The 7,182-nt window shown below is 71.5% G+C and carries 6 protein-coding genes; 1 reads left to right on the plus strand and 5 read right to left on the minus strand.

Features of this window, described 5'->3' with window-relative positions; genetic code table 11:
• Positions 1-1,419: MFS transporter (locus ACFU99_RS26420; protein ID WP_384396277.1), on the minus strand; the 1,419-nt coding region annotated here is incomplete at its 3' end.
• 272 nt (positions 1,420-1,691) lie between these two features.
• Here ACFU99_RS26420 and ACFU99_RS26425 point away from each other — a divergent pair.
• Entirely contained in the window at positions 1,692-2,339 is a 648-nt protein-coding gene (locus tag ACFU99_RS26425; RefSeq protein WP_384396279.1) for a TetR/AcrR family transcriptional regulator C-terminal domain-containing protein, read from the plus strand.
• A 15-nt stretch (positions 2,340-2,354) separates the two neighbouring features.
• Here the strand turns inward: ACFU99_RS26425 and ACFU99_RS26430 are convergent, their stop codons facing one another.
• The 4 genes from ACFU99_RS26430 to ACFU99_RS26445 form a co-directional block, all read right to left on the minus strand.
• Positions 2,355-3,197 carry a fumarylacetoacetate hydrolase family protein gene (locus ACFU99_RS26430; RefSeq protein WP_384396281.1) on the minus strand — a complete coding sequence of 281 codons (843 nt, stop codon included), beginning with the start codon at positions 3,195-3,197 and terminating at the stop codon, positions 2,355-2,357.
• A gap of 110 nt (positions 3,198-3,307) precedes the next feature.
• Positions 3,308-4,513 carry an enolase C-terminal domain-like protein gene (locus ACFU99_RS26435; protein WP_384396283.1) on the minus strand — a complete coding sequence of 402 codons (1,206 nt, stop codon included), beginning with the start codon at positions 4,511-4,513 and terminating at the stop codon, positions 3,308-3,310.
• Positions 4,506-5,402, minus strand: coding sequence for an alpha/beta hydrolase (locus ACFU99_RS26440; protein ID WP_384396285.1), 897 nt, complete (start codon positions 5,400-5,402; stop codon positions 4,506-4,508). Before ACFU99_RS26440 ends, ACFU99_RS26435 begins: the two co-directional genes overlap by 8 nt.
• A 45-nt stretch (positions 5,403-5,447) precedes the next feature.
• Positions 5,448-7,148: a GH3 auxin-responsive promoter family protein gene (locus ACFU99_RS26445; RefSeq protein ID WP_384396288.1), complete on the minus strand. Its 1,701-nt coding sequence runs from the start codon at positions 7,146-7,148 to the stop codon at positions 5,448-5,450.
• Positions 7,149-7,182: the final 34 nt, after the last annotated feature.

Here is a 7,182-nt window from a genome sequence, read left to right on the forward strand (position 1 = left end):
CAGCGCGGCCGTGTGCATAGAGCTGAGGAACGCCGGCCCGGCGGCCTTGATCGCCGCGGAGTCGCCCGTGGCCAGCGCCGAGGCGAGCGAGTCGGAGGCGGCACGGCGGACGCCGTCCGGGGCCCCGGCGAGCCGGTCGGAGACGAGGCCCGAGTACCGCGACCAGAGGACCGACCCGAGGACCGCGACGCCGAGCGCGCTGCCGAGTTGACGCAAGGTGTTCAGCAGCGCCGATCCGGCGCCGGCGCGCTCGGTGGGCACCGAGGAGGAGGCCAGCGTCATGCCGGGGGCGAGTACGAGCGCGAAGCCGAGCTGAAGCACGAACGCGTCCGCGATGAACCAGGCCACCCCCGTACCGGCTCCGAGGCCGACGACGCCGACGAACGCCGCGGTCATGAGCGCGATACCGGCGGCGATCGTCGCGCGCGGCCCGAACCGTTCGCTCGCCACCCGCGACAGCGGCGCTCCGACGACAAGCCCCACCGACAGGGGAATGAGCAGCATCCCGGTCTGCAACGGCGTGTAGCCGCGCAGGATTTGCAGGTAGAAGGTGACGAAGTACAGGTAGCCGAAGACGACGAACGAGCCGAGCGTCAGCGCCACCGCGGCGACGGTGAACGAGGGGTGTTTGAAGAGGCCGACGTCGACGAGCGGCTCGCGATGGCGCGCCTCGACCAGTACGAGAACGGCCAGCACAAGCAGGCCGATCACGGCGGGCAGCCAGGTGCCGAGGTAGCCCCAGCCCTTGTCGGTGGCGTGCACGACGCCGAAGACGAGCAGGCCGATGCCGCCCAGAGACCCGGCGACGGGCATCATGCGCATCTCGCCGGCGCCGCTCGCGGGGATCGTGGGGATCCAGGCCATCGCGGCGACGAGGGCCACGAGGGCGAACAGGGCGACGAGCTCCAGCACGGAACCCCACCACATCCCGCCGCTCAGCAGTGCGCCGCCGAGCAGGGGGCCGAGCGAGATGGACAGCCCGGAGGCGGCTGCCCAGGTGGCGATGGCCTGGGCGCGCTTGCCTGCCGGGAAGATCCGCAGGATCACCGCGAGGGTGGTGGGCATGATCATGGCGGCGGCCACGCCCATGAGCGCGCGGACGATGATGATCGCGACGGGTGAGTCGAGGAACCCGGTCACCGCGGTCGTGACGGCGAAGGCCGCCGTCCCCCGGACCAGCAGCCGCCGCAGCCCGAACCGGTCGCCCGCGCTGCCTCCCACCAGCAGGAAGCCGGCGAAGGTGAGGGTGTAGGAGTTCAGGAACCACTGCTGCTCGGTGTTGCTGGCGCCGAGGTCCTTCTGCATCGTCGGGAGCGCCACATTGAGGATGGTGCTGCCCAGCAGCACGGCGGAGACCGCGAGCGTGAGCGCGAAGAGCGCGAGTCCGGGCCGGACCGTACGGCCCCGAGTACCGGTCATCGGACACCCTCCAACTCGACGCACTCGACGCACTCGACGCACTGGGTGATGGACATACGTAAAGCCTTTCGAACTGTTGGAACCGCGGGTCGCGGACTGCCGCGATGGTGCGTGGGCGCCCCCGACCCCAGCCGCACAGGTCTTCGCCTCACAAGCTCCACGAGCTCCACGAGCTCCACGAGCTCCATGGGCTCCATGGGCTTACGGCGATCGTCCGCACCCTGCTTCTCTATCGCTGACCAAGAAGGCCACGACGCAGGTATACTTGTTCAGTGACCAAGAAGCAAGCCGCCACCGACCGCGCCAAGATCGGAATCACCCTCGACGACGTGGTGGCCGCGGCGTTCGACGCACTCGCCAAAGGCGGCCTCGCCAAGCTCTCCACCCGCGCCATCGCGGGCGAGCTGGGGGTCAGCATGAACACCGTCATGTGGCACATCCGCACCAAGGACCGGCTCCTGGACGCGATGGCGGACGCCGTCCTCGCGGGGATCGACCTGGAGGATCTGCCCGAGAAGTGGGACGACCAGGTGATCGAGCTCCTGGAACGGCTGCGGCGGGCGATGCTCGCCCACCGCGACGGGGCCGCGCTCGTCGCGGGCACGTTCCCCATGGCGTCCGGGACCGTCACCTACACCGACCGCATGGTCGGCGCCCTCCGGCAGGGCTGCCCCACCCCCAGAACGGCCGCCTGGACCGCCTGGAACGTCTTCTATTTCACCCTCGGCCTGGTCCAGGAAGAACAAGCCGCCCTCATCCAGGACCGTCAACGCCTACGCGACTTCGTCGACGAAAACCGCTTCCCCGGCCTCGCCCCAGCACTCGACGACTTCATGTCCGTCGACTTCGGAGCCCGCTTCCGCTACGGCATCCGACAAATCATCAGCTCCGCGGCCACCACCCCAGCCCCCGAAGACTGACCCCCGCGTCCGCGCTCAAGAATCCGCGCTCACGTCGCGGCAGTTGACTGTTGCACCGTCCTCCCGCACGACAGGGTTGGCCAGGGCCCCGATCCCGTCGATCCTGATCTCCACACCGTCCCCCGAAGCCAGCGCGGCACCGCCCTCGGGGGTGCCGGTCAGCAGCACATCGCCGGGCAGCAGCGTCATCAGGCGGCTCACCTCGGAGACGAGGACGGCCGTACTGCGGGTGAGCCGCGCGGTACTGCCGTCCTGTCGCACTTCGCCGTTTATCCGGGTGGTGATACGAGCCGCCGTGGGATCGACGCCGGTGCTGATCCACGGGCCGAGGGGACAGAACGTGTCCATGCCCTTGGCCTTGGTCCACTGGCCGCCGTCGGTGCCGATGTCCCAGGCCGTGAGGTCGTTCGCGCAGGTGTAGCCGAGGATGTGGGCGGCCGCGCGGCCGGGCTCCACCGAGCGGCAGGTGCGGCCGATGACGACGGCCAGTTCGCCTTCGTACCGCACGTCCTGCGACTGACCGGGAAGCACGATCGCTTCCCCCGGCCCCACCACCGCGGTGGGCGGCTTGAGGTGGATCATCAGGGTGCCTGGGGCGTCGGGATTCCCCCCGTAGTTGCGCCCGATGACCACTATCTTGCCCGGGTCCACCGGCGCCAGCAGCTCGGCCTCTGCCAGCGAAACGGTCTCCGCCCCCAGATCCGGCGCCAGATCCGGCGCCAGATCCGCCCCCAGTTCCGGCGCCAGGGGCAGCGACGGCAAGTGGGCGCGGTCCACCAGTAGCGTCACCGTGCCCGCGTCCCGGTCCACGATCCCGTACGCCGGTCCCTGCGCGGTCTTGAGCCGTGCGATATCCACAGATCTCCTAGGTTCGTCTCACTGGGTGCCGACTGCCGTATCGAACCGCCGTATCGAACTGTCTTATCGAGCCGCCATATCGAGCTGCCGACGGCGGCGCCAGGGGCGGATCAAACAAGCACGAGATGGGGGTCCAGGGCCGGTGAAGGCCGCAGCCCGTGTCCCGCCCCCGGCGGCGGAAGCGCGGCGTGCCGTTCGCGGTCGACGCGGTACGGAGGAACGGTGAGCGGTTCGGGAAACCATTCGTCCTGCCTGCCGCACTCGACGGCAGCGAGATCGGCCAGCCGCGCGGCCAAGGTGCGCCCGACCGACCAGAGCGGCCCTATCTCGCCCACCTGAACGCCCAGTTGTACCCGCATACCGCACTCCCGGGCACGCACCGCGGTGCGCAGCGCCGGCAGCAGCCCGCCGCACTTCGAGACCCGGATGTTGACCAGGGTGGCCGCCCCGGCGGCAGCCGCCCACGTCACATCGGCGGGGTCCACCGCCGACTCGTCCAGCATGACCGGCACTCCGGCTTCCTGGATGCGGTGCAGCACCCTCCACTGACGCGGCGTCGTGGGCTCCTCGATCCAGTCCACGGCAGCCGCCTCTTGAAGCAGCCGCGCACCCGCCTCGGCGCGTTCGGGCGGCCAACCGCAGTTGACGTCGACCGAGAGCCGCACACCGGGCCCCAGCAGGGCACGCACGCCGCGGGCCCGCTCAGCCGTCTCCTCCGGCGAGGGCAGCGCCTTGAGTTTTACGTGGGCCAACCGCGCCAGCGCCGCGGCCGAAAGCGCGCCCAGCAGTTCCTCCGGCGTGCGGCTCAGATCCACGACCTGGCTGACCGGCGGCGCTCCTCCCGACGCCGCTCCTCCCGGCGGTGCTCCTCCCGGCGCCGCTCCTCCCGGTGCCGCCAGCGCATCGGCGGCCCACGGGCAGACGTCCAGCACGTCGGCGAGCGGGCGGCGATGGCGGCGGCAGAGCGCGTCCAGCAGCGCCGTCTCCAGTGCCGCTGCCGCGGCCGGGGCCCGGTGCAGACCGCCGAGGAGCCTGGGCAGGTCGAGAGCGGCGAGCGCGGCGACCGCCCCGCTGAAGCCCTCTGCCGCCAGGAGCGGTTCGAGCAGCGCCGTGTCGAGGGAGCGGAGCGCGGCGACGGCGCTCTCGGCCGTCTCACCTGTCACATAAGGCCGCGGGGCGCCCTCTCCCCACCCCTCGGCGCCCTGCCATCTCAGGGTGAGCAGGACCGACTCGGTACGGGCCCGTGCGTGCGCGGTGTGCGCGAAGGGACGCTCCATCGGCACGCGCGCGGTGTGCACCCGCAGGATCTCAAGCACCTGGCGAACCTCCGGAACGCTGGACGGCGGGCGCCCGGTGGATCGCGATGTCCGCCAGCCAGTCCCAGAACTGCCGCCGCGCCGGGGAGAACTCCAGGTAGTGGGAGTCGGCGTCGAAGTGTGCCGCCACGGTGTCGGGGCAGTGGCGGACCAGCTCCGACTGCGCGCTGTCCAGGTCGATGATGGCGTCCCGCCCGGGCCGTGCGAGGTGCACCGGGAACGGCGGCGTGCCCCGCTGCCAAAATTCCGGGCCCTCGGTGTAGAGCAGCTCCAGCTCGGCCATGACGGAACGGAAGCCGTCGGTGATCTGCCGGAGCATCGCGTGGTCATTGGCCATGAAGGAGAGGTAGCGCTGGCCCCCGGTGTAGTCCTCGTCCCGCAGGGTGACCGGCGAGGGGCGCTGGCCGGTCAGAGCGCGCAGCCCGGCCACCCCGTCCCGGCCGTGCCTGGCGCGCTGCTGGCCCAGCGCCGGGGCGCAGAACACAGCGGCGTCCGGCGTTGTCCGGCCGGTGGCGAGCAGGGCGGCCAGCACGCTGCCGCCGAAACTCTGGCCGACCGCGGTAACCGGAACGCCCTCCGGGAGCCGGGCCCGGACGGCGGCGAACTGGGCCGCGTAGTCGTCCAGTACGGCCGCCGCGGAGGGGAGATGTCCGCGGGGGCCGCCGCTGGCGCCGGCTCCACGGCGGTCCGGTGCGAACACCGCGATGCCTCGGCCGGCCAGTTCGGGGCCGCTCTCGAAGAGCCAGCCGCCATGGCTCTGGAGCCCGTGCACGTAGACGACGGCGGCGCGCGGCCGCTCCGGGGTCCACTGGTGCGATACGAGTGGCACACCGTCCGCCGCCAGGTGCGTTTCGGTGCGGTGCGGTGCGGATTTCGCTTCGGTGATCACGATGGTTCTGGCCTTTCGACACGGTGGGGGGCGCGGAGCGGCGCGTCAGCCGGGCAGCAGAAGGCTGAGTTCGTCGATGAGGCTCAGCAGCCTGTCGTCGCGCTGGAGCCAGTGGTGTTTGATCTGCATGGCAGCTGCGCCGTTCCGTCGCTGAGCCTCGGCGACGGACAGGAAGCCGCCCGGCGCGAGGGGGAGCACCCGCAGCGGGTGCAGCCGGTCGGAGCGCCGTTTTTCCGCATACTCCGGGTTGCACTGCTGGAGGGCGGACTCCGCGGCGGCCGCGAAGTCCTCGCGCACCGCCGGACCGAGGTCCGGACGCCACTCGACGGCCAGTGCGTAACCCGGTGGCGTGCCCCAGGACGGGATGCAGGTGAACATGGGCAGGCTGCCCCACGTGTCGTCGTAGGCCGCCTTGACCGCCTGGTACACCTGGCTCTCGGTGAGCTTCTCGCCCGTGAAGGAGCTGCCGAATCCGGCCCGGCCGGCGAACTCCAGCCGAGGCGAGCCGCCGACGCGCCCCAGCACGGTGTACACGTCCGAGACGTCGTACCGGTAGAGCCCGTTGGCCTGGCTCATGACCAGCCGGTAGCTGCGCCCGGTCTCCACCTCGTGCGGTGCCAGGGTCTCGGCGTCGGCGGCCAGCGGACCGCCGTCGTCGTCCTCCGCGCAGGGCACGAACTCGAAGATGCCCTGATCGGGAGCGAGCGGGCCGGCCGAAGGGTGCTCGTCCACCGGGATGGTGACGATCCCTTCGGTGCCGGTGGTGCTGAAGGGCAGTTTGCGGATCCCCGGGGTGGCCTCCTCCAGCCAGTCCCGGTAGAGCCCGGCGGACGCGGAGTTCCAGCAGACCACCAGGGAGAGCCGCGGCCACAGGCCGGTCAGCATGGGCGGGCCGGAACCGCGCTCCAAGCGGCGGCTCAGCAGTCGGGCGAGCCGCGGGTCCGGCGCCATGCCGTCGGCCGGAACCCCGCGGACCGTCCCGCGGCCCACCTCGTCCACCAGCTCACCGGCGCGCAGGGCGAGTTGTTCCGCCAGCCCCACGATCTTGGACGGGTTGAGCGTGACTATCATCCGGACGTCGCGGCCGGCGAGCAGCCGCAGCTTGCGGTAGAGGCTGTCCGCGTACTCCTCGTCGTCGTCCCCGTTCATCCACGGCGCGTCGTACCACGGCGGCACCCAGTCGTCGGCGCCGACGGCGGCGGGGCGCCTGGAGATGCTGTAGACGGGGAATCCGTGCAGGCTCCGCGAGGCGGGCGTCCGCTCCCAGGAGAGGTCCAGCAGGTTCCCGGCGGTGAGGTTCTCCGCGCCGATCTGCTCGGCGTAGAGGCCCCACTGCGCGTAGAGGCCCCGTCCCCGGTAGTGGTCCCGCCAGTGCCGGGTGGTGGGAATGTACTTCGGACGGCCGCTGGATCCCGAGGTCTTCAGGAAGGCGTACGGTGCGCTGCGGGTCAGCACCTGGGGTTCGCCCGCCAACTGCCGCTCCACGTAGGGACGCAGCTCCTCGTAGCAGCGGATCGGGACCGCTCGCTTCCACTCTTCGAGGGTGCCGACGGAGCCGAGCCGGTGGCCGCTCCCGAATGACGTGGGCCGCGCCTGGTCCAGCAGGTCCCGCAGGACGCGGGCGCCGGCCGGCCCGGGGTCGCCGCACACTTCGCGCTGTCGTGCCAGGGCTTCGCGGATGCGGCCCGCGAAGCCCCGGTCGCAAAGGTCCTGCGGCGCAGCAGACACGCCGGTGGAATAGAGCATCCGTATTCCCCTTTACTACGGTGCGGTATGCCCG

It is taken from the genome of Streptomyces sp. NPDC057654, assembly GCF_042800135.1.
Taxonomy (GTDB): Bacteria; Actinomycetota; Actinomycetes; order Streptomycetales; family Streptomycetaceae; genus Streptomyces.

Bases quoted from the DNA above. Each gene is read 5' to 3' on its own strand.
- ACFU99_RS26445 (WP_384396288.1), bottom strand. From the start codon at position 7,148: ATGCTCTATTCCACCGGCGTGTCTGCTGCGCCGCAGGACCTTTGCGAC.